This window comes from Alloactinosynnema sp. L-07 (assembly GCF_900070365.1).
Classification (GTDB): Bacteria; Actinomycetota; Actinomycetes; order Mycobacteriales; family Pseudonocardiaceae; genus Actinokineospora.
The window spans coordinates 6,913,626-6,938,382 of the sequence record NZ_LN850107.1; the positions used below are offsets into that span (position 1 = coordinate 6,913,626).

Here is a 24,757-nt window from a genome sequence, read left to right on the forward strand (position 1 = left end):
ACGGGCCGCGGCCCGAGCCGAAACCCTGACCCTGGACCCGCTCGGTCACCTTCATCGTGCTGGTCACGCCGCCTCCTCCGCGCTCAGCTGGGACGCGACGATCTCCTGGTAGGTCGGGCAGGTCTCCAACAGCTCCGCGTGGGTGCCCAAGCCGACGATCCGGCCGTCCTCCAGCACCACGACCTGGTCGGCGTCGAGCACCGTCGACACCCGCTGGGCCACGATGATCACGGTCGCGTCCCGGGTGGTCGGCCGCAGCGCCGCCCGCAGCCGGGCGTCGGTGGCCACGTCCAGCGCCGAGAACGAGTCGTCGAACAGGTAGATCTCCGGTTCGCGCACCAGCGCGCGGGCGATGGCGATGCGCTGCCGCTGCCCGCCGGACAGGTTGCTCCCGCCCTGCGCGATCGGCGCGTCCAGGCCGTCGGCCAGCGCCGAGACGAAGTCCCGCGCCTGGGCGATGGTCAGCGCGGCCCACAGTTCCTCGTCGGTGGCGTCCGGCTTGCCGTAGCGCAGGTTCGAGGCGATGGTGCCGGTGAACAGGTACGTCTTCTGCGGCACGATCCCGATCTTGCTCCACAGCAGGTCCTGGTCGAGCCGCCGCACGTCCACCCCGTCCACGCGGACCGCGCCGCCGGTGGCGTCGAACAGCCGGGGGACCAGGTTGAGCAGCGTCGTCTTGCCAGAGCCGGTCGACCCGATGATCGCCGTGGTCTGCCCCGGCCGCGCCGAGAACGACACGTCGCACAGCACCGGGTCGTCCGCGCCCGGGTAGGCGAAGGACACTCTGTCGAAGTCCACCTCGCCGCGCGCGCTCACCGACGTCACCGGGTCGGTCGGCGGCGCCACGGACGACTCGGTGTCGAGCACCTCCCGGATCCGCTCGGCCGAGACCGCCGCGCGGGGGATCATCATCAGCATGAAGGTGGCCATCATGACCGCCATCAGGATCTGCATGACGTAGTTCATGTACGCGGTGAGCGCGCCGACCTCCATCAGGCCGTCGTCCACCCGGTGCCCGCCGAACCACAGCACGCCGATCACCGACAGGTTCATCACGAACAGGATGAACGGGAACATCGCGGCCATATAGCGCCCGGTCCGCGTCGAAACCTCGGTCAGTTCGGCGTTGGCTTTGCCGAACCGGTCGGTCTCGAACGGCTCGCGGACGAACGCGCGGACCACCCGGATGCCGGTGATCTGCTCGCGCAGCACCCGGTTGACGTCATCGATGCGGGTCTGGAGCAGCTGGAAGCCCGGCACCATCCGCCGGATGATGAACCCGAGTCCGACGAACAGGATCGGCACGGACACCACGAGCAGCCACGACAGCGCCACGTCCTCGCGCAGCGCCATGATCACGCCGCCGACCATCATGATCGGCGCGGCGACCATCATCGTGGTCGTCATCATCACCAGCAGCTGGATCTGCTGCACGTCGTTGGTGACCCGGGTGATCAGCGACGGCGCCCCGAAGCGCGAGACCTCCCGCGACGAGAACGACCCGACCCGGTGGAACACCCCGGCGCGCAGGTCGCGGCCGAAGCCCATCGCGGTCTTCGCGCCGAAGAACACCGCCACGACCGCGCAGGCGATCTGGATCAGCGACACCAGCAGCATCCAGCCGCCGGTGCGCACGATGAAGCCGGTGTCGCCGCGGGCGACGCCGATGTCGATGATGTCGGCGTTGAGGCTGGGCAGGTACAGCGACGCCATGGTCCCCACCAGTTGCAGCGCCACGACGTACCAGAGCCACACCCGGTAGCGGGCCAGGTACTCCTTGAGCACTCGTAAGAGCATTACCCCTCCTGAGAGATCCCCCTGAGCAGCACACCCGCGATCTCGTCGGCCGACAGCTCGGCGACGTCGAGGACGGGATGGCGGGCCCCGAAGACCAGACACCGCAAGGAGATGGCGGCGGTGGCCGGTGGCACCGACAGTTCGTCCCGGTGTGCGTCGAACATCCTGGTGAGCGCCCCGTCGAGCGCTTTGTACGCGTCGTGGATGAACGGCGGCCGACCGTCGGTGGGCGGCGCGTCGCGTGGTTGGGTCATGAGGAAGCCGCGGACGGCGATCATGACCGCCATGGTCCGCTCGATCCGGTCGAGCAGGTGCGCGGTGATCCGCCGGACCTTCTCTGGCAGGTCGTCCACGCCGTCGATGGCCGCGTCGAAGGACCGCGCCCGGTCCTCCGGGTCGATGGTCTCGGCCGCGACGGCCATCATGAGGGCGCACTTGTCGGGGAAGACGCGGAAGATCGTGCCCTCGGCGATCCCCGCCGCCTCGGCGATCTGCTTGGTGGTGACCGCCGCGCCGTGCTCGATGAGCAGCGGCACGACCGCGCCGACGATCGCCTTGCGGCGGTCGTCGGCACTCATCGGCGCCGCGCGGCGCCGACCCGGCTGGGGGGTCACCCGGTCGAGTCTAAGTGAGTGAGCACTCACTCACAACCGGATTAAGTCGCCCAAAAGGGATGGAAGGGTCATTTCCTCATCAACCGCCCAGCCCGCGCGCAGTGCGTCGACCAGCGACGGGTCCCACGGCGCCGGTCCCGGATCAGGGCCAAGCGGCGGCAGATCGATGTCCTCCGCCCGCGCTTGTTCCAGGGCGGATCGGTAGTCGTCGCCGGACATCCGCCACGGCGTCCCGCCGGTCAGCTCCAGCACCTGCCGGGTGAGCAGCAGCCCCGTCCGGTCGAAGTCGGCGTGCACTCGCACAGCCGAACCGAGGTGCGCGAGCAGTTGGCGGGCCACGGTGTTCAGGTAGCCCGACAGGCACACCATCGGCTGACGCACCCCGGCCTCGAACGCCGCTTCGATCACCCGAGGGCTTTCGCACACCCAGACCACCGACACCCGATCTAGCGGCAGATCCCGGAGCGTGACGTGCCGCAAGCCCTCGGGGAGGTTCAGGCACAGCACGGTGGTCGACACACTGTCGGGCGCGACGCCGCACCGCTCCCACAGCGTCCGTTCCTCGTGCGCGCCGCGCGGATAGTCGAGTCCGTGGGCCAGCGCGGCGGCGCGCAGGACCAGTCCCGCGAGCTTCTGACCCCGGTCGAGCCCCCGGCGCCCGGCGCCATGGCGGGCCGCCAGCGTGCTGCGCGAGACCCACTCGGCGGGCGGTGTGCGGGGGTCGAGGGTGAGGGTGGCCAGGATGGCGGCGGCCTGGTGGGCGGGCCGTTGCAGCCGCTCGGGCGGGATCTTGGCGTACCGGCGCACGTGGTCGATCCACAGCGACGCCCACGGCCGGTCGGCCAGGCCCGCCGAGGACAGCGCGTCGGTCAGGATCTCGGTGACCCACTCGCGACGGGAGGCGTCAACCGACGACTGGACCTCGCTGAACTCGGCGGGTTCGCCGTGCACCGCGGCCAGCACCTCGTCGAGCCCGCAGTGGAACTCCCCGGCCCGCAGCGCCGCGTCGAGGTCGGCGACCGCGATCGTGGTGCCAACGCCCGCGGTCATCGGGCGGCCGATCAGCGCCGACACCGCAGCCGCGGCGGCCAGGTCCGGTGCCTTGTAGCCGAGTTTGACCTGCCCGCGCGCCACGGCCGTGCGCGCCTGCCGCCAGAGCACCTCGAACTCCGGTCTGCCGTACACCTCGCGCATCACGGGTCGTCCCGGTCCAGGCCTGCGCCGTCCCACGTGGTGTGCGTGCACGCGACGCCGTGGCCGGACTTGGGCCGCAGCACGTCGTAGATGTGCATGCGCGGGATCTTGTCGGACACGCCCCAGCCGCTGGGCCAGGTGATCACCCAGTCCATGTCCAGGTCGACCAGCAGCCCCAGCATCCGGGCGATCGTCGGGTCGTCGAGCCGCTCGAACGCCTCGTCGAGCAGCACCAGCCGCAGCGGCGCCATCCGCGAGGCCGCCGCCACGCCCGCGCTGATCGCGCCGTAGAACGCCGCCGCCGCGGCGAAGAGCGTCACGTAGGAGATGAGGCGGGTCTCGCCGGAGGACAGCTGGCGCAGCCTGCGCGAGCGCGGCTTGCCGTCCGGACCGTTGTCGCGCACCCGCACCGTGAAGGCGAACCACGAGCGGTAGTCCAGCGCGCGGGCCAGGATCTCGGTGTAGCCGCCGGACGCGGTGTCGCGCTCGGACTCGATGCGCTCGGTGAACACCTGCTGGAGCCGGGTGTCCTGCTCCTCGGTGCGCTGGGCGAACGGCAGCCGCAGCAGCTTGAGAGCCTCCACAGTGGACTCGTCGAGCCAGGCGGCGGGCTCCCAGTCGAGCTGGACGTGCACGCCCTGGCTGGAGCGGGCCGAGTCGAGCACCTCGTTCATCCGCCGGGTCAGGTCCTCGGCCACCGCGATCTGGGTCGACAGCCGCTCGGCCAGCTCACGCACCAGGTGCAGCGCGAAGATCCCCTGGTACTGCTCGGTGAGGAAACCGCGCCGCTCAGCGAGCCTGGTGGCGACATCGCGGGCCGCGACCGCGACCGGCGCCGGACCCTCCTCCGCCGACACCACCACGGTCAGGATTCCCGCGTGCCGCTCGGGCAGCACGTTGTGGGTGCCCGCGAGGGATGCCTGAAGCGACTGGAGCTTGGTGAGGACGTTCTCCTCGCTGGGCAGCCGCTTGGCCTGCGCCACCGCGGCTTCCAGCAGCGCGTACGCCTCGTCGTCACCGCCGGGCCGGTCGGCGTCGATCGCGGCGGGCCACACACCGGGCGCGGCCAGCGCCTCCGAGAACGCGTTGGCCGCCGAGGTAGCGGCGGCGCGCTTGCCGTCGAGCTCGGACTCGCGGGTGTCCAGCAGCGTCTGCGTCTTGACGACCTGGTTCGACAGCTCGGTCGTGGTCCGGCGCGCGGCGGGCAGTTCCTCCCGCGCGGCCTTGCGCTGCCGCTCCAACTCCGTCAGCTGGCGGGCCACGCCCTCGGCCTCGCCGCCGATCGCCGAGGTCAGCTCGGCCAGCGCGGCGGCGTCGCGGTGGAACGCCACGCACTTCTCGTCGGCCACGGCCTCGGCGGTGGTCCGGTCGTCGACGGCGGCGTTGTGGTCGTGCAGCGCCTCGACCAGGTCGCGGACCGTGCCGACACCGCGCTTGGCCAGCGCGTCGCGCAGGGCGGCCACCGTGGCGTGGGCCTGGTTGGCCGCGCGCTGGGCCTGCCGCAGGACCTCGGTGTCGGGGCTCAGGCCTGCCGCGCCCGCGTCCTGCGCGAGTTCGGTGGCCATCGCCTTGAGCCTGCCGTCGGCGGCGTGGTGCTCGGCGCGGCGGGTGTCGGCCTTCGCGGCGCTCTCGGCGGCCTGGCGTTCGGACTCGGTCGCGCTGACCCTGGTCGCGATCAGCTCGCGGTCGTCGGGGAAGGCGTCGAGGTGGCTGTCCCACACCTGCACGGCCTGGGTCCGCTGCCGCAGCTCGACTTCCGCGTCGGCCAGCTGCGCGTGCATGGTCTCCAGTGTGGCGGCGAGTTCGGCGATCGACCGCTTCCGCGCCGCCTCCCGCGCGCCCGCGCCGACATACTCGGCGTCCACTTTGGACATCGCGCCGTGCAGCACGCCCGCGCGCCACCGGCCCGACGACCACACGGTCAGCCCGGGGTGGTCGCCCTCGTAGGACACCGCCGCCAGCAGGTCGGCCACGACCGACGCGGGCACCGGGCTGTCCTCGACGGCGGGCTTGAGCACGGTCGACAGCGGACGCTCGGCCGTGCCGTCGCCGGTGGCCAGGACCTCGGCGAGCGCCGAATCGACCGAGCCGTCGGCGGCCACCCACGCGTCGAGCAGCCCGCACGCCTGCAACGCCGCTTCCAGGCCCGCATCGGGCTTGCCCGCCACGAAGTCCACGAGCCGGTAGAACGGCGCCCCGGTAGCCGGATCGCGCTCGACGCCCGCGTACGGGGGAGCGGCGTCGACGCCCTTGCGCAGGCCGATCAGCCGGGTCTCGGTGTCCTTGATCCGGTCCACCAGGTCGTCCACGGCCTGCCGCGCGCCGACGACCTGCTGGCGCAGCCCGGCCAGGTGCGGTGCCGCCCACCGCCGGGCCGCGTCGCGGGCCTGGCGGGTCGCGTCCAGTGCCTGCTGGACGTCCATCGCGCCGGGGATCGCGGGCGGGCGGGGCGCGTGGTCCTCGGCGAACGGCCCGGCCAGCGTCCACGCAAGCGTTTGCTCACACCAGATCTCGGCCGCGACGCCGAAGCGCTGCTTGGCCTCGTTGCGGCGCCCGGCCGCCTCGGTGGCCTCGATCTGCGCCTCGCGGGCCAAGGCGCGCAGCCGGTCGAGGTCGGCGCGGTCGGTGTCGAGCTTGCGGGAGCGCTCGTGCAGCGCCATCGCGAGCGCGCCGCGCTGCGCCAGCACGGAACCGATGTCGGTGATCCGCTCGGCGGCGGCGGTGAGCGCGGACTCCAGTTCGTCTGGGGCGATCTCGGGCGGCGTCCGGCGCTGGATCTCCAGCGGCTCGGCCTCCGGGTCCGGCTTGGCGCGGACCTTGTCGGCCATGGTGCGGGGGACCGGCTTGGGCGCGGCCGGGATCGCCGGGCACAGCGCCGGGTCCAGGCCCGCGGCGGCTAATCCGTCCACAGTGGACTGGGCGAGTTCGCCCGCGTCCTCCAGGTCGCCGCCGAGCCTGCGCAGGACGGTCAGCACGGTCTCGACGGCGCGGTCGGCGGTGTTGCGCTGGGTGGCGGCGTTGTCGAGCGCGGTCGAGGCGGCCTCGCGGGTGCGCTCGACGAGCCGCTCGCGGTCCTGCAGGTCGCGCAGGCCCTGGTAGGCGGGCAGCGACTTGAGCGAGTCGATGCTGTTCTCCAGCTCGGCGTCGCGCTCCTCCAGGGTTCGCACCTTCTCCTCGGCCTCGGCGTGCCGGGTGCCGTCGGCGGTCAGACGTCCTTGCAGCGTGCGGATCTCCGCGTGCGCCTTGTCCAAAGTGGACCCGGCGCCCGCCGCTCGGCCGCCCGCGGCGTGCAGGGCGTTGAGCGCGTAACCCGAGTAGCCGGACAGGAACGCCGACATGGCCTCGTCGGCGGCGCTGAGCCTGCCGATGTTCTCCCGGATCGACTCCAGGTCCTCGAACGAGGTGGCCAGCTGCTCGACCACGCCGACATCCAGCGGCGGCAGCGCGTCGGACAGGATCTGTTCGAGCTGGCCGTCCTGGACCTTGAGGCCGATGTCGGGGTTGCGCAGGGTGCGCTGCAGGTGCAGCAGGTCGCCGTAGCGGCCGCCGGGGACGCCGTAGACCGTCTCGGCGACCTTCGCGCGGAACGCGGCCTCGTCGTACATCCGGTCGGCGCCGAGCACGTCGCGCAGCGCGGCCGGGCCGAGTGGGACCCGGTCCGCGGACGCGAGCTGGAAGTGGGTGCCGACGCGCGAGGGCGTCACGAACCGCCACGAGTCGCTGATCTGCTGCGACGTCGCCGACGCCTTCACGCCGATGCCGCACGTCAGGTATTCGTCTTTGGCGTCGGTTGTCCGGTGCAGCTCGATCCACGCGTAGCCGATGCGGTTGGGGCCGCCGTCGTAGTCGTCGAGCATGAGGCGGCGGATCGAGACCGTGCCCGCGCCCTTGGAGCCGAGGTAGCGCAGGTCGCCGTCGAGGCACAGCGGCAGCAGCAGCTCCAGCGTGCGGGACTTGCCAGAGCCGTTGGTGCCCTGGAAGATCGCGCGCCCGCCGGAGAAGTCGAAGGTCTGCTCGCGGTACTGCCAGATGTTGACGATGCCGCCCCGGTGCAGCCGCCAGCGGCCCACCTGTGGATCATCCGGCGCGCTCACGGTTCCCCTTCCTCGTCGAACAGCGACCACCCCGGCTCGGGGGCGGTGGTGACGGGCTCGGCCTGGCCTCTGGCCGGTGTGTCGTCGGGCCGCGGCAGCCAGCGGTGCGCGGCGGGGCTGATCAGCCAGCCGTCGCCGTCGGCGGTCGCGAGGCTGAGCCGCACCAGCAGATCGGCCACCGCGCGCACCAGCGTGCCGACGTCCTCGGTGGCTTGGCGCGACCACGCGGCCGGGTAGTCCTCGACCAGGTTCGCACACACCTCCCGCAGGCGTTCGGCCGAGACCCGGCTGCGGCCGTCCGCGCGTTCCGTGTCGGGATCAAGCAGCTCGGGCAGGGCGAGCAGGCCGATGCGGGCGACCGTGCCGGTGGCCGGGAAGACCAGGTCGGTCAGGTACTCCTCGGGGTCGGTGACCGCGACGCCCTCGGCGCGGGTCTCGGTGATCAGGCCGAAGCAGCGTTCCAGCACCACCGACTCGCGGCGCTGCCTGCGCAAGAGCCAGTCGGCCTCGTCGGGCGGCAGGTCGGCGTGCAGGGTCACGGGGTTCTCGACCAGCCTGCGCCGCACCGCGTGCTCGACGCCGAGCCTGCCGGGGGAAGCGGCACGGGCGACTAGATCGTCCGCCGAGGTGGACTCGGTGAGCGGGCCCGCGAGCAGCTGGCCCAGCAGGTCGGTGTGGATGGTGATGAGCGCCTCGGCCGGGGCCTCGCCGATCAGCCCGGCCACCGAGCCGTCGGTCTCGGTGATCACGCCGAGGCCGATCAGGTGTCGCAATGCCGCGGTCAGCGCGCGGCGGTCGGCGATGTCGTCGACCACGCCGATGCCCGCCTCGCTCGCCGCGCCCCGGACGTCGGCGACCAGGCGGGAGAGCAGGACCTGCCTGCCGACGCCGGTCAGCGCGGCCATCGTCAGGCAGATGTAGGCGTACGCGCGGGGCGTGAGGCCGGGCTCGCCGCGGGTCGGGTCGGCGCCGGGGCCGGACTTGTAGAGCCGGGCGAAGCGGCGCTCGACCACCAGCCGGTAGCCGAGCAGGGCGGCGAACATCTCCTGCAGCGCGGTGCGGTGGCGATAGACCAGGGGGAGGAGATCGGCGTCGGGTCCACCCGGGCGCAGCAGCGGGTGGCGCAGCAGGACCTTGGCGCAGCGGGCCACGTTGGCCGCGTCGATGTCGGAGAGCCCGGCCAGCGGGTCGCGGGTGTCAGCGCGCACCGCGCACCTGCGCCCGCTCGATGCCCAGGACCGTGTCACGCAGCGTCAGCGTGCCCGCCGAGCTGCGGATCTGGGTGGTGTGGCCGGTTTCCGGGGTCAGCGTCAGGGTCAAGCCGCGCACCTGGTCGGTCGCCGCGCCAGGGTCGGCGGCTCCCTCGCGCTGGGCCATGGCCAGGGTGAGCAGCTCGCACAGGGCGCCGAGGGCCGCGCCGGACAGGGTCACGTTCTCCAGGTTGCCCGACGCGGCGGCCAGTTCGGCGGAGGCGGCCTCGCGGCGCTCGTCGGCGGCGCGGGCCTGGGCGAGCAGCCCCTGCTCGGTGATCGGGTCGTCCATGATCCGCGACGTCCGGCCGCGTGCCCCACGGTCGCCGCGCCCGCGCACGCTGACCGACACGTCGATCGCCGGGCCGTCGGACCAGCGGGTGTGCTCGTCGTCGCCGTCGTGTTCCGGCGACGGAAACAGATTGCGGGCCGAATGCAGGCCGAAGGCGGCGGCGTAGATCATGTGCGCTTCGTCGGCGGTCGCCGCGTCGAACCAGCCCGCGAGCTGGATCAGCTCGGCGCGGCGGCTGGGCAGCAGGCCGCCGCCGGTGGTCGCGCGGCGGACCGTGGCCAGCAGCGCGCCGATGGCCCGGGTGGTGGCCTCGCGCAGGGCGGTGACCTGGCTGGGGTTGCCGGGGCGGTCGGCGAACCAGTCGGTCAGCTCCTGCCAGTCGGCCTCCCGGCGGCCCCGGGTGCGCTCGACGGCCGCGCCCAGCTGCTCGGCGGGCCGCAGCAGCTCGACCAGCTCGCGGCGGGCGCCGGTCAGGGTGGCGAGTGTCGCCGCGATGGTCGGGGTGTGCCGCAGCACGTCCTCGACCACGACCTGGATGTACTCGACCAGCAGGTTGCGGAACCCGGAGATCTCCTCGGGGGCCAGGTGATGACGGGTGAGGATCTGGCCGAGGTAGGCGTAGAAGTCACGGACCGTGGCGGCCAGCTCCGCGTGCTGCAGGAACAGCGTCGTGACCCGCTCGGCCAGCAACACCCGCGCGCGGCGGGCGGCCAGGGAGCCCGGGTCCTGCTGGGTCCTGGCGGAGGCGGTGGCCAGGGTCTCGCCGAGGTGGATCAGGCCGCGTTCGATGGCGGGCAGCAGCTCGCGGGAGACCTCGCGGGCGCCTTCGGGGACGCGGAGGAGTTCGTCGACGTCGCGCTGCACGCGCACGGCCAGCTTGCTGACCTGATAGCGCATGCTGCCCTGCTGGAACTCCGCGATGCTCGCCGCGATCGTCTCCCGGCGGCCGTGCACCAGGTTGCCCCAGTCGACCAGCTGTCGCAGCCGGGGGATCACCACGTCGATGTGCGACTCGCCGATGTCGATGCGCCCGTCGCGCTCGGCCGCGGCCAGCGCCGAGGACACCTCGCCCGCCGACAGGTCGGCCAACAGCGTCGAGGTGAACAGGCGCATGATCGCCAGATACGTGCGGTGATGCTCGCGCGGCTGTAGGTAGGCGTAGAGCTGGAGCCTGCGCAGACCTGATGTCTCAGCGTCGGTTCCGTTGTCCACGGCGGGCCACGATAGCCAAAGCGGCCGACACCCGCGCAGCCTGGCCACGCCGGGGCGATACCGTTCCCTCTCCAGGGGGAATTGTCGAGGAGGTCGCGTGGGCTCGGGCCGGGCTATCGGGCTGCTGCTGGGCGTGGCCGCCGACGCGATCGTGGGCGACCCGCGCCGTTTCCACCCGGTCGCGGGCTTCGGCACCCTGGCCGGTCGGCTGGAGAAGGCCGTCTACCGCGACCACCGCGTCCCCGGAGCTGTCTACACGGCGGTCCTCGCGGGCGGCGCCGTGGCGTTGGGCATGGCCGTCGAGCGGCGCAGCCCGATCCTCGGGACGGCCCTGGCGACCTGGGCGGTCCTGGGCGGCCGCTCCCTGGCCACCGAGGGCGCGCTCATCGGACGTCACCTTGACGAAGGCGCGCTGGAGGACGCCCGCACCCGGATCCCGCACCTGTGCGGCCGCGACCCGAGCACCCTGGACGGCCCCGCCATGGCCCGGGCCACCGTGGAATCCGTGGCGGAGAACACCTCCGACGCGGTCGTCGCCCCCCTGTTCTGGGGCGCGGTCGCGGGCGTCCCCGGCCTGCTCGGCTACCGCGCGATCAACACCATGGACGCCATGGTCGGCCACCGCTCCCCGCGCTACCACCGCTTCGGCTGGGCGTCGGCCAGACTGGACGACCTGGTCAACCTCGTCCCGGCCCGCCTCGCCGCCGCCCTCACCGTCGCCGCCGCCCCAGTGGTAGGCGGCGACCGCCGAGGCGCCTGGACCGCCTGGCAACGGGATGCCTCGGCACACCCGAGCCCGAACGCGGGGCGGGTGGAGGCGGCGTTCGCGGGGGCGCTGGAAGTCCGGCTGGGTGGGCGAACGGTTTATCCGTACGGGGTGGAGGACCGGCCCGTCCTGGGCACGGGCCGCATGCCGGACGCAGGCCACGTGACGCGGGCAGTGGAACTCTCACGCGTGGTGGGCGCGCTGACGGCGGCGGTGGCCGCCGTGATCGCCTTCGCTCTCGGCATGCGCCGGAAGTCTCGGTCAGGGGCCTGACCTGCACTCGTAACGTGTGGAGCATGACGACCGCAGCGGACCCCGATCCAGGGAAGCCCATCACCGGAATCGCCCCCGCCACGAACGCTCGCTACGACCGACTCGTCGCCGCAGGGGTGATCCGGGCGGCGGCTCGTTCGTTCGATATGGCCGAGCTTCCGGAGCCTGTGCCCAACTCGACCGGCCGATCGATCCTGGACTGGCTCGATGATCTTCGAGGAAGTCACTAAGCGGCCACGATCCAGCCTACTGAGCGTGGGCCTCGTCGTCGGCCAGGATTTGGGCGACCGTGCGGCGTCGGGGGGTCTCGGTTCGCAAAGCGCCGCCGGGTTTGATTTCGCGCCAGGTGAAGTAGATGAGTCCGAGTAGGGCCATCGCGCCGAATGCGATCCATTGCAGGGCGTAGGAGAAGTACGGGCCCGCGTCCAGTTGTGGTAGCGGCAATGCGCCCAAAACGCCCGGGGACCCTTCCTCCAACTGCGCGTATCCCGGCTGGATGGTGATTCCGGCCACCGCCGCGACCGCGCGGGAGTCGACCGCGTACACGTGTTTGCGTCCGTCCTCGGTGAACGTCGGCCTGCCCTGCGGGTCGCGTTCGTCGACCCGCAGCCGGGCGACCAGCGACACCTCACCCGACGGGGCCGCCGCGAACGACGGCACGCGCACGCCCTCGACCGGACGCACGAACCCCCGGTTTACGAGCACCACCGCACCGCTGTTCAGCCGGAACGGGGTCAGCACCTCGAACGCGGCCGCGCCCTGGACGGTGCGCAGCCGGGCCACGGCCTCGGCCTCCGGCAGGTACGAGCCCGTCAGCGTGACCTTCCGCCACTCGCCGGTGGCCGACTCGATCGGGACCGGGGCGGCCTCGAACGACGACTGGATGGCGGCGTTGGTGGCCGAACGCTCGTCGTGGCGGGTGAACTGCCAGGGGGCGAGCAGCAGGAAGCACGTCGTGGCGAACCCGACCACGACGAACGCCAGCACCAGCCAGCCCGGCCGCAGCAGCACCTTCACCCCACCACGGTAAGCCGGCGGCCCCGGCCGGGTGGGCGCGGCCCCACCTGGTTCACAGATCTCGAAAGCGCTATTTGGGAAAGACTGCCGGGAACCAACCCGCTTTCGGCGGGTTACCGGCACTTATGCCGCTGACTACCGTTCCGCCCGGAAAACACTCGTCGATTCGACGTTTTCCACAATCTGGATCCCTGCACCCGGGCCCTGAGCCCCGGTTACTCCAGAAGGAGCACCCGTGCGTTTTCGAGATATAGGACTCATAGCGGTCGCCGCCATGGCCGTGTTCGCCGTGGCGAACGCGCCCGCCGCCGCGCACGATCCGAACACCCCGGAGGGCCAGGCCGCGATCAGCGAGTTCATGGCCGACATCCAGCCGCCGGACCGGCGCGCGCCGATCACCGGCCAGGCCGCCGGGGTGGCCTGCGTCAACGGCAAGGCCGACAAGTACCCCTGCAAGAACGTCGACCTGATGAGCTACCTGCCGATGTCGACCATCGGCGGCGGCAGCGGCAACGACATCTGGGGTTGGACCGACCCGACCAACAACAAGGAGTACGCGCTGGTCGGGCGCAGCAACGGCACGTCGTTCGTCGACGTGACCAACGCGTCGGCCCCGGTCTACCTTGGCAACCTGCCCTCCAACGGCGGCACGAGCAGCTGGCGCGACATCGACGTCTACGCCGACCACGCCTTCATCGTCGCCGACTTCGTCACCGGCCACGGCATGCAGGTCTTCGACCTGACCCGCCTGCGCACCGTGACCTCGCCGCAGACGTTCACCGCGGACAAGCTCTACACCGGTTTCGGTCCCGCGCACACGATCACCGCGAACCCGCGGACCGGCTACGTCTACGCCAACGGCTCCAACACCTGCAGCGGCGGCTCGCACATGATCGACGTGCGCACGCCGAAGAACCCGGTCAACGCCGGTTGCGTGTCCGAGGACGGCTACGTCCACGACAACCACTGCGTGACCTACGACGGCCCGGACACCCGGTACTCGGGCCGCGAGATCTGCGTCAACTCCAACGAGGACTTCCTCACGATCGTTGACGTGACCACCAAGTCCAGCCCGGTCCAGCTCTCGCGCACCACCTACACCGGCGCCAAGTACGTCCACCAGGGCTGGTTCACCAAGGACAAGCGCCACTTCCTGCTCGACGACGAACTGGACGAGCAGAACAGCACCGACAAGCGGGCCAAGACCTACATCTGGGACATGTCGAGCCTGACCGCGCCCCGGATGACCGGCATCTACAACTCTGCCGTCGAGGCGACCGACCACCAGATGTTCATCGTCGGCGACTTCGCCTACCAGTCGAACTACCGCTCGGGCCTGCGCATCCTCGACGTGAAGAACGTCGCCAACGCGCAGCTGTCCGAGGTCGCGTTCTTCGACATCTACGAGCAGTCCGATGGTGTCGGGTTCAACGGCACGTGGGCGAACTACCCGTTCTTCAAGAGCGGCAACGTGATCGTCAACGGCATCGAGCAGGGCCTGTTCGTGGTGCGGCCCAACCTCACCCCCGAGGTCCCGCCGCGCGTCTTCGAGAACCCGAACAACGTCAACATCCCGGACGCGGGTGCCGCGGTCACCAGCAACATCGCCGTCTCCGGGGTGCCGGGCAACGCGCCGTCGACGCTGAAGGTCGACGTCGACATCAAGCACACCTGGCGGGGTGACCTGGTCATCGACCTGATCGCGCCCGACGGGTCGGCGTACCGGCTCAAGAACTCCAGCGGCAACGACTCGGCGGACAACGTGATCGCGACCTATACGGTCAACGCCTCCACCGAGGTAGCCGACGGCCTGTGGAAGCTCAAGGTGCAGGACGTGGCCCGCTACGACACCGGCTACATCGACAACTTCAAGCTGTCGTTCGTGTGATTCGACGCTGATGGGCCCCTCCCCGGAGGGGCCCTTCAGTGTGTCCGGACCCAGTCGAGCAGACCAGCGCAGGCGGCCTCCACCATCGCGTAGACCTGCTCGTAGTCCTCTTGCGTGCCGTAGTAGGGATCCGGCACGTCCAGATCGTCGCCCGCGGCCGGGTCGAACTCGCGCAGCAGCCGCACGTCCGTCGCGCCAAGCCGTCTTAGTGCTTTCGCGTGTCCTTCATCGAGCGCTATCAACAAATCGGCGTCGAGATGGCTATGGTCGACCTGGGCCGCGCGATGGGCGGTCGGGTAGCCGTTGCGGGCCAGCACCCGGACAGTGCGGGGATGGGCGGGTTCACCGACGTGCCACGCCCCGGTTCCCGCGCTGGTCACCCGCACCCGGTCGGCCAGCCCGGCCCGCCGCAGCTGTTCGCCGAAGACCATGGCGGCCATGGGGGAGCGGCAGATGTTGCCGGTACAGACAAAGCAAATGTGCACGACGGGAGCGTAAGTGGACGACAAGCCATGGTGGTCCCCGGAGCGGCTGGCCACCCTGCCGCCCCCGGAACGCGAACACACCATGACCAAGATCGCCGAGGCCGTCCAGCATCACGTCGCCCTGCGTACCGCTCCCGACGAACTGACCCGGCTTCGGGCCGCGCGGTGGTTGCGGGCCAATGGGCTGGCCGCGCTGGTCGACGGACCGGCCCCGGTGACACAGTGCCCGTAATCTGGCCGGCATTCTAGTCAGAATCGGCTGCGGAATCCTGGACAGTGAAGCTAGATCGGATCAACCTGGAGTGCCGTTATGAAGATCGACACTAACGACGTCATCAGCGTGACAGAGGCCAACACGCAAGGAATCTCCAAGCTGATCAAAGAGGTCGGCGGAGCGCTACAGCCTGGAAGACATCGCCGCGGAATTCGGCGTGGACCTTGACGACGAGGAGTGATCGGGTTTGGCCGAGGTCAGGCTGACCTCTGATGCGCCTGAGGATTGTGGGACCTTGTTGGCTCCTCGCGTAAGGTCGTCCTGAAGGCGATCAAGCTCGAGGACGAGCGCGAGAAGCGTGGAGAGCCCCTTTGGTGTCCGCCAATCGGGCAATTTGATAACCATCCGCAAGCTGTTGTCGGCGACAGAGAATTTCGCACGATATCGGGTGGGTCTGACAATGCCGTCGTTGTCGTGTGGGTGACCGCCAAGCGGACCGATCAAGAGTGTTATGAGTTGGCGGTTTCCCGTTTGCGCCTGCATGGTGACGTCCGGTTGGCGGCTCAGGCCGAAGAACTCCTCAATCAGGCGTTTGACAAGACATGAACCGGCCGCCATGTCGGCGGACTGGTCTGGTACGCGGTTCCTGAGGCGGCCTTGGGTTGTGCGCCCTGGCTGACTGAGTCCGCTGTCCGACTAGGATCGCCGCGATGACCAGCAGCGGATCCGACGAGTACGCCCTCCTGCGGCACCACGGCGACGTGGACGCCGAGCCGGGGCTTCTCGACTTCGCGGTCAACGTGCGCGGCAGCCGTCCGCCGGACTGGCTGCGCGACCGGCTCGTCGCCGCCGTCGACCGGCTCGGCACCTATCCCTCCGCCGCCGACGACCTCGCCGCGCGTGAAGCCGTCGCCCGCAGGCACGGTCGGGCGCCCGACCAGGTCATGATCCTCAACGGTTCCGCCGAGGGCTTCGCCTTGCTGCCGCGCCTGCGGCCGCGGCTCGCCGCGCTGGTGCACCCGTCGTTCACCGAGCCCGAGGTCGCGCTGCGCGGCGCCGGGGTGCCGATCGACCGAGTCCAGCTCGACGCGGCCGACGGCTATGCCCTGCATCCCGAGCGAGTTCCCGACGAGGCCGACCTCGTCGTCCTGGGCAACCCGACCAACCCCACCTCGACCCTGCACCCGCGTGCTGTCATCCGGGCGCTGGCCCGGCCGGGTCGGGTCCTGTTGGTCGACGAGGCGTTCATGGACGCCCTCCCCGGGGAGCCCGAGTCGCTCGCCGACGACACCGACAGCCCTGGGCTGCTGGTCTTCCGCAGCCTCACCAAGACCTGGGCCGTCCCCGGCCTGCGCGCGGGATACGCGCTCGCCGCGCCCGAACTCCTCACGAAACTCGGCGCGGACCGTCCACAGTGGCCGGTCGGCACGCTCGTGCTGGAAGCCGTCCTGGCCTGCTCCGAACCGCGCGCCGTGCTCCATGCCGAGAGTGACGCACTGGAGATCGCCGAGCAGCGGCTGGAACTGACCTCGGCGCTCAAGGCGCTGGGGGTCGAGGTGAACGAGCCCGCGGCGGCGCCGTTCCTGCTGGTCCGCGTGCCTGACGGCGAGCGGGTGCGCGAAGGGCTGCGCGCGCGGGGGATCGCCGTCCGCCGGGGCGACACGTTCCCCGGCCTGAGCCCCGACCACCTCCGGATCGCGGTCCGCGAGCGCACCGCCGAACTCCTCGCCGCCCTGACCGCCGAACTCGCCGTGGAGGTGACCAGGTGACCACCGTCGCCGCCGCGATCGCCGCGCTGGACGCCGCCTATCCGCCCGCCCTCGCCGAGTCCTGGGACGCCGTCGGCCTGGTCTGCGGCGACCCGGCCGACGAGCTCACCAAGGTCCTCATCTGCGTCGACCCTGTTGAGTCCACTGTGGACGAGGCGATCGTCGCTGGCGCGCAGCTGATCGTCGCCCACCACCCGCTGCTGCTGCGCGGCGTCCACGGTGTGGGCACCGACACCCCCAAGGGCTCGCTGGTGCACCGCATGGTCCGCGCGGGCGTGGCCCTGTTCTGCGCCCATACCAACGCCGACGCCGCCGACCCAGGGGTGTCCGACGCGCTCGCCGAGGCCATCGGCGTCAAGGTCACCGGCCCGCTCAACCCCAATCCCGACGGCACCACCGGCATCGGCCGCGTCGGCACCCTCGATCGGCCCGAGCCCTTCGCCGTGTTCGTCGAGCGGGTGGCCCGCGCGCTGCCCGCCACCGCGGGCGGGGTCCGGGCCGCGGGCGACCCGAACCGCCGGGTCGAGACCGTCGCGGTCTCCGGCGGCGCGGGCGACTCCTACCTGGCCGCGGCGACGGCCGCGGGCGTCGACGCCTACGTCACCGCCGACCTGCGCCACCACCCCGCCAGCGAGCATCTGGCCGCGGGCGGACCCGCACTGGTCGACCTCGCGCACTGGGCAAGCGAGTGGCCGTGGTGCGAGCAGGCCGCGGGGGTCCTGCGGGCCGCCCTCGGCGCTAATGTCGACGTCACAGTCTCCGTTCTCCGCACCGATCCCTGGACCGCCCAGGCCGCAGGCGCGCCGACCCGAACCGGGAGGTTCACCGGGTGAAAGCCGATCCCGCTGTCCAACGCCGTCTACTCGACCTCGCGGAGGTGGACGCCGAACTCTCGCGCGCGCAGCACCGCAGGCGGACCATGCCGGAGCTGGCCGAGATCACCGAAGCGGAGAAGGCCGTCCAGACCAGGCGCGACGCCCAGGTCGCGATCCAGACCCAGCTCGACGACCTCGACCGCGAGGTGGCCAGGCAGGAGAAGGAGATCGACGCCGTACGCGCCCGCGAGGAGCGCGACCGCGCCCTGCTGGCGGGCGGCACCGTCGGCGCCAAGCAGCTCACCGATCTGGAGCACGAGCTGGCCACCCTGGAGCGGCGGCAGGGCGTCCTCGAGGACGACCTGCTGGAGCTGATGGAACGCCGCGAGGCCGTCGAGATGGACGGCAAGCACGCGGGCGTCGAACTCGCCAGGGCCGAGGAGAAGCTCGCCGACGGGGTCCGCCGCCGCGACGAGAACCTCACCGACATCGGCACCATCGAGGCCCGCCGCGCCGAGGACCGCACCAAGGTCCTGTCCGGAATGCCCGCCGACCTGCTCGCCGTCTACGAGCGCAGGCGCACCCAGAAGGGCATCGGCGCCGCCCTGCTGCGCGCCCGCCGCTGCGGGGCGTGCCGCATCGAGCTCGACTCGCGGGAGATCTCCCGGATCAGGGAGGCCCCGGCCGACGACGTCATCGAGTGCGAGGAGTGCGGGGCGATCCTGGTCCGTACCCCGGAGTCCGGCCTGTGAAGGTCATCGTCGAGGCCGACGGCGGGTCCCGGGGCAACCCGGGCCCGGCGGGCTACGGCGCGGTCGTCTTCGACGCCGACACCCGGGCCGTGCTGGCCGAACGCGGCGAAGGCATCGGCGTCGCGACCAACAACGTCGCGGAATACAGAGGCCTGATCGCGGGCCTGGAGGCGGCGGCGGAACTCGGCGCCACCTCGGTCCAGGTGCTCATGGACTCCAAACTCGTCGTCGAACAGATGATGGGCCGTTGGCAGGTCAAACACCCGGCGATGCAGCCACTGGCCGCCCGCGCGAAGGAATTGGTCCGCGACTTCCGCGACGTCGACTTCACCTGGATCCCGCGCGACCGCAACAAGCACGCCGACCGCCTGGCCAACGCGGCCATGGACCGCCAAGCGGGCATCGAACCCAAGACGGCGACCAAGGCGCCGGAGGTCGTCCCCGCCTGGACCGGCGCGCAGGGCGAGCCGACCCGCCTGCTGCTGCTCCGCCACGGCCAGACCGCCATGTCCGTGGACCGCCGCTACTCCGGCCGGGGCGACGTCCCCCTCACCGACGCGGGCGAACTCCAAGCCGAGGCAGCGGCCACCCGCCTGGCCAAGCTGGTAGACCCACAGACCCCGATCGTCGCGAGCCCCCTGACCCGCACCCTCCGCACCGCCGAGGCCGTAGCCGCCGCCACCGGCGGCGAGGTCACCGTCCACCAGGGCCTCATCGAAACCGACTTCGGCACCTGGGAGGGCCTGACCTTCCCCGAGGCGTCGGCCAAAGACCCGCAGCTCCACTCCCGCTGGCTCTCCGACACCTCGATCCCCGCCCCGGGCGGCGAGAGCATGGACGAGGTCCACCGAAGGGTCCGCAAAACCCGCGACGACCTCATAGCCCGCCACGGCGGCAAGACGATCGTGGTTGTCAGCCACGTAACCCCGATCAAGTCCCTGCTGCGCATGGGCCTGGACGTAGGCCCCTCACTACTGTTCCGCTTGCACCTCGACCTGGCATCACTGTCGATCGTCGAGTTCTACCCCGACGGCAACGCCTCAGTACGGCTGGTCAACGACACATCACACCTGGCCGACTAAAGACAAGAAAAGGCCCGCCACCTGCACAAACGCTACGGGCCAAGCCAAACAGGCGCCCCAGCCCAAGCCGGCCAGGTCAGCAAGCGCCAGCCAGCGTCAGCCCGTCAGAGCGATAGGCGAAGACAGAGCGCGCGTAAACCCACCCAACGCCTCCTGCAACGAAGCAGCAGCCAGCGCCCGCAAATACCCGCCCTCCTCCACCCCAGCGATCAACCGATCAAGCACAAAGTGCCCCGGCAACACATCCGTCGCACCAATCGCGGCCAGCAACGGCCGCAGCGCGAAGTCGATCGCCACCACATGCCCCTGCGTCCCACCAGTCGCGATCGGCAGCACCACCCGGCCGGCCAGCAGCCCCTTCGGCAGCAGATCGAGCAGACACTTCACCAGCCCGCTGTAGGCCGCCCGATAGACCGGACTCGCGACCACGACCCCGTCAGCCCGCCCGATCGCCTCGATCGCCGACCGGATAGCCAGGTGTTCGACATCCTCGGACAGCAGCGCGACCGTCGGCAGGTCCCGCACCGAGATCGTGTGCACCGCGTGCCCGACCCCGCGCAGCCCCTCGGACACGTGCCGCACCAGGATTCCCGCCCGCGCGTCCGCCGACGGGCTGCCGGAAATGATCACTACCGACGCCACCGCGCACCTCCTCGATCTCCCTTCCGAGTAGATCAGGGACCCGCGACCTGCTCAAACACCGTCCACTACCTGGGAGCGCCAAGGCAGAGGACGCGCCCGGCCGCCGCGGTGTGCGCAAGATCGGCGGGCGCGCGGGGCGCGGGTCGCCCCGCTCCGTATCCTTGACGGGCGGGCGAGTCGGCAGGGCGGCCGCGGGGGTGCGACCCACCTCCGAGGAAAGTCCGGACTCCGCAGGGCAGGGTGGTTGTTAACGGCAACCCGGGGTGACCCGCGGGACAGTGCCACAGAGAACAGACCGCCTGGTTCACGCCAGGTAAGGGTGAAACGGTGGTGTAAGAGACCACCAGCGCCCCGGGTGACCGGGGCGGCTAGGTAAACCCCACCCGGAGCAAGGCCAAGAGGGAGCCCCCGGGCTCCTGCGCAGACGTCCGAGGGCTGCCCGCCCGAGTCTGCGGGTAGGCCGCACGAACCTGCCGGCGACGGCAGGTCTAGATGGATGGTCGCCACCCGGTGCCCCAGGGCCCCGGGGACAGGATCCGGCTTACGGCCGGCTCGCCCGCCCCTGAACGCGTTCCATACACCGATCGGAGTAACTTCGCCCGGGACACGCCAGGGATCCACCTGTGAAATGTCACACCCTTAGTGAAGGGTTGGGGCACACGGGGGTGAAACTTGGCAAGGACTAGGAAATTCGGGTGGTCATCGAGTGTGACCAGCCCATTTCCCCCGATGATGGGTGTGCCCGGCAGACACCCACGGCGGAGGACGTGGACCGAGTGGATCTACGGAACGCAGCACGCCAGCTACCCTTCGTAATGACAATCATGTGCTCTCCATGCGATGCTCCTCGGGGCACCCGCACAGACCTGCCGCGCCGCCCCGGCCAGCTCGGCGCACTTGGGAGAAGGAAATGATCACCCCGACCCTGTCCGCACTCATGGAACTCGCCCAGCAGCAGCCGCAACCCGGACCGACCAACGTCGGCACCGGCGGGGTGCAGAACTGGATCCTCGACAACGTCATCCCGCTGCTCCTGCTCGTGGTCGCCCTGCTGCTGCTGTGGCTCGGCGGCGGCAAGGGTGACAACGCGGGCGTCATGCGCAGGCTCGGCGGGGTCATCGTGGCACTGGCCATCATCGGCCTGGCGGTCACCAACGCGGGCGAGGGCATCGGGCGTTGGATCGCCAGCCTGTTCACCGGCTGACCTGGGCCGGGTGAACTGACGTGCGGATACGCACCGACGACGAGGTGTACCGGGTCGACGCCGTGTGGCTCGGCCCGCCGAAGGCGACCTTCCCCTGGCGCGCGCGCTATGTGGCGTGGGGCGTCGGCACCGTGATCTTCCTGCTCGTGCTCACCCTGCTGCGCAACCTGGGCATCGGACTGTTCTGGTCCTTCGCGTGGGGAATGGTCGGCACAATCGGCCTGACCATGCTCATCTGCTCCCGCATCAGCCACGAACGCCCACTGGGCGCGGTGCTGAACATGTGGGTCCGCGAGGTCACCGCCCCCCGCGAGATCATCGACGGCCGCGGCGGCGCGGCCAGCGCCGCGACGGTGCGGGTGCGCGCCGAACTGCCCCGACGCCGCCAGCGTGCCAGTTCCTACAGGACCACATACAGGGAGGTCACCGGTGTTCGGACGCGGTAAGCGTGAGCCGGAAGCGCTCGCGTCGTACCCGGCGGGACACCCGCACGACCGAGCCGGGGCCCACGGCAAACACGCCAAGTACGAGCAGGCCGCCGCCCGCAAGCGCGGCAAGCGTCTGCCGGGCGAGCAGAGCCTGCCCGCGTACACCCCGGAGATCGCCGCCCGCAGCATCGACGGCCACCTGCTGCGCACCGGCTCCGACGTCTACGCCTGGTACCGGCTCACCCCGCAGCGCTGGTCGTTCCGCTCCGACTCGCAGCGCCAGGACCTCATCGCCGCCATCGCGGGTCAGTACGCCGAGCTCTCGGGCCGCTGGATGCACCTGCGGGTCACCACCCGGCCGTACCCGATCCGCATGTGGGCCGAGGCGCACGTGCACAACGCGGTCAACCGGCTGCCCGACGTGCCCGGCGCGCTGTCCTTCGACGACTACCTCGTCGGCGAGCAGCAGCAGCTGATGGGCCGCTCGATGGCGGAGAAAGAGGTCTACCTGGGTGTCCAGGTGCAGACCCGAAACGTCATGGACCGCGCCGTCGAGCGGGCCGCCCCGCTGTTGCGCAAGGTCTTCCCCGACGCCGTGGACGCCGAACTGCTGGCCATCGAGTCCGAGGTCGAGCACCTCGACCAGGTGATCGGCTCCGCGGGCCTGGAGGGCCGCCCGGTCACCGCCGAGGAGATCTCCTGGCTGATGCATCGGTCGTGCTCGCTGGGCCTTCCCGCCCCGCGCAACATGCCCGCGGTGCCCGGCGCGGCCTGGGAGCCAGAGGACCTGGCCAGCTTCACCGACGCCGCCGACTTCCACCAGGACCCGTACTCGCCGACGGTCACCGTCCGTGGCCGCACCGGCTCCAACGCGGGCGTCTCCCGACACGTCACCGTGCTGACGGTCGGCATGATGCACGGCCTGCAGATCCCCGAGATCGACGACCCGTGGGTCCAGCGCGCCGACCGGCTGCCCGCCTCGGTGGAATGGTCCGCGCGCATCTACGTGCGTCGGCCAGAAGAGGTCCAGGGCGAGTTGCAGCGGCAGATGAACAAGGTCCGCTCGCAGGTCAAGCACTACACCGACGAGCACGAGCTGGAGCCGCCGCAGTCGCTGGCCCGGCAGGCGAGCCGGGTGCTGGAGATCGACGACGAGATGACCTCGGGCTTCACCGCCCTGGCCACCCGGGTCCGGTCCTGGTGGCGGCTGGCGGTGTCCGGCCCGACCGAGCGCGACGCGCTGCGCCTGGCCCAACAGTTGCTCGACCTCTACAAGCCGAAGGTGGCCATCGAGCACCCCGAGGCGCAGTACGCGATGGCGCGGGAGTTCATCCCCGGCGAGCCGCTGGCCTCGGCGGCCTACCTGCGCCGCGGCTCGGTCGTCTGGGCGGCCTCGGCCGTGCCGACCGCCACGGCAGAGGTCGGCGACCGGCGCGGCATCCTGCTCGGCGAGACCTGCACCGCGACCCGGCGCCCGGTGGCGTGGGACCCGTGGATGGCCCAGGAAATCCGCGACTCGTCCGGACTGACCGCCATGGTCGCCGGGCTCGGTGGCGGCAAGTCCTTCCTCGGCGGCGGCATCGTCTACAAGACGCTGCGCGCGGGCGCGCACTGGACGATCCTCGACCCGTCGGGCCCGCTGGCCCGGCTCTGCGACCTGCCCGAACTGCGGCCCTACGCCCGGCCGATCAACCTGCTCAACGCCCAGGCGGGCATCCTCAACCCTTACCGCGTGGTCGCCGAGCCTCGACTGGAACATTTCCTGGACGAGGACGACCCGGAACGCGCCTGGCGCCGGGAAAAGGCGCTGGCCGCCGCGACCCGCCGCCGTCTCGTGCTCGATGTGCTGTCGGGCCTGCTGCCCTACGAGGTCGCGCGCCTCCCGCAGAGCCGCATCGTGCTGCTGCGGGCCGTGCGCACCGTCGGTGGCCGGGGCGACGCCGACCCGAGCCTGGTGTTCGACGCGCTGCGCCGCGACGCCAGCGAGCACCACGAGCACGCCGTCGTGGTCGCCGACTTCCTCGACGAGATGAAGGAGCGCATGTCGCTGCTCATCCCCGAGCGCGGCGCCGACCCGTACGACGAGCAGCGCGACGACCGGCTGACCGTGCTGACCATGGCGGGCCTGACCCTGCCCAAGGACGGTGTCGGCCGCGAGCACTGGACCGACGCCGAGGCCCTTGGCGTGGAGATGCTCAACCTGGCCGCCTGGCTCACCCAGCGCTCGATCTACGAGAAGCCCAAGGACATGCGCAAGGGCGTCTGGATCGACGAGGCGTTCTTCCTCTCCGAGGTCCCGACCGGCCGCGTGCTGATGAACCGCTTCGCGCGTGACTCGCGAAAGTGGAACGTCCGGGTCCTGCTGTCCTCGCAGATCCCGGCCGACTTCCTCAAGATCCAAGGCTTCGTGGCCTTGCTGGACTCGGTCTTCATCGGCCGCCTGGACGACGACCAGGCCCAGTCCGACGCTTTGCGCCTGCTCAAGGTGCCGGTCGGCGCGGGCTACGAGCAGGTCGTGGCCAGCCTCGGCCGCCGCCCCGGCGTGCAGCGCGGCCTGGTCGAGCGCGACACCGCGCCCCGCCAGTTCATCTTCGGCGACGGCGCGGGCGGCGTGGAGCGCATCCGGATCGACCTGTCCGGCGCCCACCTCGACCACCTGCGCGGGGTCATGGACACCACCCCGGACGCCATGCGCGACAAGGCCCGCCAGGCCGCGCTGCCGCCCGCCCACGTGGCCGCCCCCGAGCCGGGACTGCCCGAACCAGAGCCGGTCGACGGCTCGACCCTGCCCAGCGACGAGGAGTTCGAACGCGCCGCCGAGTTCGAGTTGGGCCTGACCGAGGACGACTACCTCGGCGAGCCCAGCCCGGACCCGGAACCGAAAGACAAGAAACGCGGTCGTGAGGACGCGGCATGAAAGCCGCGAGGTTGGCTAAGTTGATCAAGCGAGTGCCCGGTAGCCCGAGCTC

At 71.2% G+C, this 24,757-nt stretch carries 21 protein-coding genes and 1 other RNA gene; 12 read left to right on the forward strand and 10 right to left on the reverse strand.

The window, feature by feature from the left end; genetic code table 11:
* Positions 1-63: 63 nt before the first annotated feature.
* Genes BN1701_RS31740 through BN1701_RS31765 form a run of 6 tightly spaced genes read right to left on the reverse strand, consistent with a single transcriptional unit; the run spans position 64 to position 10,453 of the window.
* Positions 64-1,797 carry an ABC transporter ATP-binding protein gene (locus tag BN1701_RS31740; protein ID WP_054054945.1) on the reverse strand — a complete coding sequence of 578 codons (1,734 nt, stop codon included), beginning with the start codon at positions 1,795-1,797 and terminating at the stop codon, positions 64-66.
* Positions 1,797-2,411, reverse strand: a complete 615-nt coding sequence (locus BN1701_RS36975) for a TetR/AcrR family transcriptional regulator (RefSeq protein WP_231949772.1) — start codon at positions 2,409-2,411, stop codon at positions 1,797-1,799. Before BN1701_RS36975 ends, BN1701_RS31740 begins: the two co-directional genes overlap by 1 nt.
* A gap of 30 nt (positions 2,412-2,441) precedes the next feature.
* Positions 2,442-3,605 (reverse strand): TIGR02679 domain-containing protein, encoded by a 1,164-nt coding sequence (locus BN1701_RS31750; protein WP_054054947.1) that lies wholly within the window; start codon positions 3,603-3,605, stop codon positions 2,442-2,444.
* On the reverse strand, positions 3,605-7,699 hold the full coding sequence (locus BN1701_RS31755; protein WP_231949773.1) for a TIGR02680 family protein: 4,095 nt from the start codon (positions 7,697-7,699) through the stop codon (positions 3,605-3,607). The genes BN1701_RS31750 and BN1701_RS31755 overlap by 1 nt, the downstream gene beginning before the upstream one ends.
* A complete protein-coding gene (locus tag BN1701_RS31760; protein WP_231949774.1) occupies positions 7,696-8,907 on the reverse strand; it encodes a TIGR02678 family protein in 1,212 nt (403 codons plus the stop codon). Before BN1701_RS31760 ends, BN1701_RS31755 begins: the two co-directional genes overlap by 4 nt.
* The gene (locus BN1701_RS31765) at positions 8,897-10,453 is read right to left on the reverse strand and encodes a DUF2397 domain-containing protein (RefSeq protein ID WP_231949775.1); all 1,557 of its coding nucleotides are present in this window, start codon (positions 10,451-10,453) and stop codon (positions 8,897-8,899) included. The genes BN1701_RS31760 and BN1701_RS31765 overlap by 11 nt, the downstream gene beginning before the upstream one ends.
* 97 nt (positions 10,454-10,550) lie before the next feature.
* Between BN1701_RS31765 and BN1701_RS31770 the strand changes: the two genes are divergently transcribed.
* Together BN1701_RS31770 and BN1701_RS31775 are read left to right on the forward strand one after the other, a co-directional pair.
* Positions 10,551-11,492, forward strand: a complete 942-nt coding sequence (locus tag BN1701_RS31770) for a cobalamin biosynthesis protein (protein ID WP_054054949.1) — start codon at positions 10,551-10,553, stop codon at positions 11,490-11,492.
* 23 nt (positions 11,493-11,515) lie between these two features.
* The gene (locus BN1701_RS31775; RefSeq protein ID WP_054054950.1) at positions 11,516-11,722 is read left to right on the forward strand and encodes a hypothetical protein; all 207 of its coding nucleotides are present in this window, start codon (positions 11,516-11,518) and stop codon (positions 11,720-11,722) included.
* Between the two features lie 16 nt (positions 11,723-11,738).
* Here BN1701_RS31775 and BN1701_RS31780 read toward each other — a convergent pair whose 3' ends face one another.
* Positions 11,739-12,509 (reverse strand): SURF1 family protein, encoded by a 771-nt coding sequence (locus tag BN1701_RS31780; protein ID WP_054054951.1) that lies wholly within the window; start codon positions 12,507-12,509, stop codon positions 11,739-11,741.
* A 235-nt stretch (positions 12,510-12,744) separates the two neighbouring features.
* Here BN1701_RS31780 and BN1701_RS31785 point away from each other — a divergent pair, with 235 nt between their 5' ends.
* Positions 12,745-14,397 (forward strand): choice-of-anchor B family protein, encoded by a 1,653-nt coding sequence (locus BN1701_RS31785; RefSeq protein WP_231949776.1) that lies wholly within the window; start codon positions 12,745-12,747, stop codon positions 14,395-14,397.
* Between the two features lie 35 nt (positions 14,398-14,432).
* Here the strand turns inward: BN1701_RS31785 and BN1701_RS31790 are convergent, their stop codons facing one another.
* Positions 14,433-14,882, reverse strand: coding sequence for a low molecular weight protein-tyrosine-phosphatase (locus tag BN1701_RS31790; protein ID WP_054054953.1), 450 nt, complete (start codon positions 14,880-14,882; stop codon positions 14,433-14,435).
* A 13-nt stretch (positions 14,883-14,895) separates the two neighbouring features.
* Here BN1701_RS31790 and BN1701_RS31795 point away from each other — a divergent pair, with 13 nt between their 5' ends.
* The gene (locus BN1701_RS31795) at positions 14,896-15,114 is read left to right on the forward strand and encodes a hypothetical protein (protein WP_054054955.1); all 219 of its coding nucleotides are present in this window, start codon (positions 14,896-14,898) and stop codon (positions 15,112-15,114) included.
* A gap of 165 nt (positions 15,115-15,279) precedes the next feature.
* Here BN1701_RS31795 and BN1701_RS36195 read toward each other — a convergent pair whose 3' ends face one another.
* Complete coding sequence (locus tag BN1701_RS36195) at positions 15,280-15,714, reverse strand: hypothetical protein (protein WP_157368328.1); 435 nt, start codon at positions 15,712-15,714, stop codon at positions 15,280-15,282.
* An 83-nt stretch (positions 15,715-15,797) separates the two neighbouring features.
* On the opposite strand from BN1701_RS36195, the gene cobC reads away from it, so the two are divergent.
* The 4 genes from cobC to BN1701_RS37695 are packed head-to-tail and all read left to right on the forward strand — an operon-like array spanning position 15,798 to position 19,514.
* Positions 15,798-16,865, forward strand: a complete 1,068-nt coding sequence (cobC, locus tag BN1701_RS31800) for an Rv2231c family pyridoxal phosphate-dependent protein CobC (protein ID WP_255364692.1) — start codon at positions 15,798-15,800, stop codon at positions 16,863-16,865.
* Positions 16,862-17,698 (forward strand): Nif3-like dinuclear metal center hexameric protein, encoded by an 837-nt coding sequence (locus BN1701_RS31805; protein ID WP_054054958.1) that lies wholly within the window; start codon positions 16,862-16,864, stop codon positions 17,696-17,698. The genes cobC and BN1701_RS31805 overlap by 4 nt, the downstream gene beginning before the upstream one ends.
* A complete protein-coding gene (locus BN1701_RS37690) occupies positions 17,695-18,432 on the forward strand; it encodes a zinc ribbon domain-containing protein (RefSeq protein WP_054054960.1) in 738 nt (245 codons plus the stop codon). The genes BN1701_RS31805 and BN1701_RS37690 overlap by 4 nt, the downstream gene beginning before the upstream one ends.
* Positions 18,429-19,514 (forward strand): bifunctional RNase H/acid phosphatase, encoded by a 1,086-nt coding sequence (locus BN1701_RS37695; protein ID WP_054054962.1) that lies wholly within the window; start codon positions 18,429-18,431, stop codon positions 19,512-19,514. The genes BN1701_RS37690 and BN1701_RS37695 overlap by 4 nt, the downstream gene beginning before the upstream one ends.
* Positions 19,515-19,610: 96 nt before the next feature.
* Here the strand turns inward: BN1701_RS37695 and ssuE are convergent, their stop codons facing one another.
* On the reverse strand, positions 19,611-20,156 hold the full coding sequence (ssuE, locus tag BN1701_RS31820) for an NADPH-dependent FMN reductase (protein WP_054054965.1): 546 nt from the start codon (positions 20,154-20,156) through the stop codon (positions 19,611-19,613).
* A gap of 173 nt (positions 20,157-20,329) precedes the next feature.
* On the opposite strand from ssuE, the gene rnpB reads away from it, so the two are divergent.
* The 4 genes from rnpB (at position 20,330) to BN1701_RS31840 (ending at position 24,705) form a co-directional block, all read left to right on the forward strand.
* Positions 20,330-20,715, forward strand: an RNA gene (rnpB, locus tag BN1701_RS31825) — RNase P RNA component class A.
* Between the two features lie 378 nt (positions 20,716-21,093).
* Positions 21,094-21,360 (forward strand): hypothetical protein, encoded by a 267-nt coding sequence (locus BN1701_RS31830; protein ID WP_054056310.1) that lies wholly within the window; start codon positions 21,094-21,096, stop codon positions 21,358-21,360.
* Positions 21,361-21,380: 20 nt separating this feature from the next.
* Positions 21,381-21,806, forward strand: a complete 426-nt coding sequence (locus BN1701_RS31835) for a hypothetical protein (RefSeq protein WP_054054967.1) — start codon at positions 21,381-21,383, stop codon at positions 21,804-21,806.
* Positions 21,790-24,705, forward strand: a complete 2,916-nt coding sequence (locus BN1701_RS31840) for an ATP-binding protein (RefSeq protein WP_054054969.1) — start codon at positions 21,790-21,792, stop codon at positions 24,703-24,705. Before BN1701_RS31835 ends, BN1701_RS31840 begins: the two co-directional genes overlap by 17 nt.
* Positions 24,706-24,757: the final 52 nt, after the last annotated feature.